Source organism: Iodobacter sp. BJB302 (genome assembly GCF_002735645.1).
Lineage (GTDB): Bacteria > Pseudomonadota > Gammaproteobacteria > Burkholderiales > Chitinibacteraceae > Iodobacter.
Genome location: NZ_PDZG01000152.1, coordinates 1 through 2,317, shown reverse-complemented (window position 1 = coordinate 2,317; position 2,317 = coordinate 1). Strand labels below are relative to the sequence as shown.

At 49.8% G+C, this 2,317-nt stretch carries 3 protein-coding genes and 1 pseudogene; 1 reads left to right on the top strand and 3 read right to left on the bottom strand.

The annotated features are described in order from the left end of the window. Nucleotides 1–190: 190 nt before the first annotated feature. The 3 genes from CSQ88_RS22235 to CSQ88_RS23725 form a co-directional block, all read right to left on the bottom strand. Nucleotides 191–832: a hypothetical protein gene (locus CSQ88_RS22235; protein ID WP_099400239.1), complete on the bottom strand. Its 642-nt coding sequence runs from the start codon at nucleotides 830–832 to the stop codon at nucleotides 191–193. A 126-nt stretch (nucleotides 833–958) separates the two neighbouring features. Then, entirely contained in the window at nucleotides 959–1,423 is a 465-nt protein-coding gene (locus CSQ88_RS22230) for a hypothetical protein (protein ID WP_099400238.1), read from the bottom strand. Between the two features lie 98 nt (nucleotides 1,424–1,521). Continuing rightward, on the bottom strand, nucleotides 1,522–1,719 hold the full coding sequence (locus tag CSQ88_RS23725) for an SMI1/KNR4 family protein (RefSeq protein ID WP_374700473.1): 198 nt from the start codon (nucleotides 1,717–1,719) through the stop codon (nucleotides 1,522–1,524). A 102-nt stretch (nucleotides 1,720–1,821) separates the two neighbouring features. On the opposite strand from CSQ88_RS23725, the pseudogene CSQ88_RS22220 reads away from it, so the two are divergent. Continuing rightward, nucleotides 1,822–2,317 (top strand): annotated as a pseudogene (locus CSQ88_RS22220) (IS3 family transposase); the annotation flags it as partial.

The following is a 2,317-nucleotide window of genomic DNA, read 5'->3' as shown; positions in this document are numbered from 1 at the left end:
CGTTTTGATACCTGCTTCGCCAGTTAAATATTGCTGAACGACAGAGAGCTTGAATTGCGTTGAGTACTTGGACATAAAAACACCCCAAAAATATGGACGGGTGTCCAACTTTTGGGGTGCAGTTCAGGCCGGGGCTTTATTATTGCGGATTTACTCTTGCCCAATTGAGGGTTGTTTAAAGGTATAGCGCTTATTTGATATCCAGAACGTATTCGATGTCTTGTACCATGCGCCCATAGCCAGCGGATTCGCGGTTGTACTTGCCGCCAAATTTCAGAGTATGTTGGCCAGCTGGTAAGGGCTTTAACAATAGCCAGAATCCATCCGTCGCGGATGGAAATGCCTTATAGGGCTGCATTGAGGCAGGTTGCCGGGCGAATGCATCAAAGCAGGTTTTGGATGAGAGACGATATTGCCTGGGGTTGCTGATGGGCTTGCCGTCGAGTTCAGCAAACAGATCAAGCGCTGTGTCATTGTTCAACGCGGCCGCGGCCTTTGTATCTTCGCATGTAATCGATTTAACTCCCCTTGCTGGCATGTACACCATATTGATCAGGGGAAAGAACAAGGTCTTGCCTGCAGGAATGGTGCAGGTTCTGCGAATCTTTGATGAGCCAAATCCACCCGCCAGAAACCATGTGTTTCCACGTTGATTTTTTGAGCAGTTCGCACCGCTTAGATCTGCAACCGGGCTTTCGTCGCGGGGCGTGGACATTGCCCACTGCCACCACTCTGCAGCAAGCTTGGGGGTTGCTTGCCCTGCAACCGGCGTGCCTGCTGCACTAAAGGGCGAGATGAGGAGGGCAACGAGAATGGCAATGGCTTTGATCATGATAATTAGTCCTGAGGTCTGCTTAAGGGGCGCCGCCTGAAGGGTGGGGCAGAGGGCAAACTGAATGTCTGGTTAAAGATAATAATAAGCGGGGAGATTGATTAATTCTGCTGCATTGTCACAAGGCTAGCTGTTTTCCTGGTTTGCGGCAGAAATAAGCGATTTTGTATCGGGAAACGCGGCCCTGAATTTTTCAATTGCCGCGTCAGGCAGACCAATCAAAATCGTAGCAGAACTATCCCATGCAACAATTTCAAACAATGCGTTTTTAAGCTGCGGCGTTACTTCTGTGCCGCTCCAGTAGCCAGGGTCTAGAGCATTTGGCGGGTTTTCAACAGGAAACCGCGTTTCTTTGGGGAATGCGCTGAAGACGGCCCAGATGAATTGAACATTATTTTCGGTGATGAAACATTCCAGCGTATCCCCTGAAATCCACTGGTCTTCGCTCGTAAACTCGGTGCCGTAATAGTTGGTTTCGATATCACTGATAAACCAATCATAGTTGGATGCAGCAAACCCCAGTGCCCGGAATACAGAGCTCATATTGGTAAACCAGGGAACCGAATCTGTACGCTCAACAATGAGATTCATGTGTTTGCTCTTATGTAAGCCTGGTGAAAAAGGGGATGTGGCAGGCGTTTGGTGTTTCAAATAAAGTTTGGGGGAGGGCGCCAGTTTGAGTGTTTGTATTACCGGCGCTCCATGCAAACTTGTTGAAACCACATGGCGAAATTTGGCCACTTTTCGTTTGTGTTTCCGTTGTGTGACCAATATTTCACTTCGCCGGTTTGAGAAAGAAGGAAATAGTCACTGTTATCTTCAATGAAGGGTAGCCATTTTTTAGCCACCCCCATTTGTCCCCAGGCAGTTTCGGCGATCTCGAATATATCCAGATAACTGCATCCCGGCAGGATTACCCCCTGTGTCAGGATAGTTGAGATACTCCCTTTTCAGGGATTCCAACTTACTCAGGGGGCTGGTTACTTATCATGTCGCGTATTCCCAAGGCTCGTAAAGATGCCATTTTAAGCAAAATGCTTGCTCCTCATCCGGTCAGCATCAGGCAGTTGGCATTGCAAGAAAACCTCTCCGAAGCCACGCTGTACAATTGGCGCAATCAACTTCGCCAGGAGGGCCGCCCCGTGCCCGAACATCATCGCAGCAGTGAAAACTGGTCTGCTCAAACCCGCTTTGCCGTGGTCGTCGAAACCATTGCCATGTCCGAAATCGAGCTCAGCGAATATTGTCGTGCCAAGGGTTTATTCCCGGAGCAAGTGAAACAATGGCGCGATCTCTCCATTCAGGCGCAAGGCCAGGCTGAAGCCAGCACGCCGGAGCAGGCACAAGAAAACAAAACCCTACGCAAGCAAAACAAGCAGCTGGAGCGGGAAATTCTGCGTAAAGATAAGGCACTGGCGGAGGCGGCCGCGTTGCTGATTCTGCAAAAAAAGGTGCGCGCCCTTTGGGGCGAACCCGAGGAAGACT

Bases quoted from the DNA above. Each gene is read 5' to 3' on its own strand.
- CSQ88_RS22235 (WP_099400239.1), bottom strand. From the start codon at position 832: ATGATCAAAGCCATTGCCATTCTCGTTGCCCTCCTCATCTCGCCCTTT.
- CSQ88_RS22230 (WP_099400238.1), bottom strand. From the start codon at position 1,423: ATGAATCTCATTGTTGAGCGTACAGATTCGGTTCCCTGGTTTACCAAT.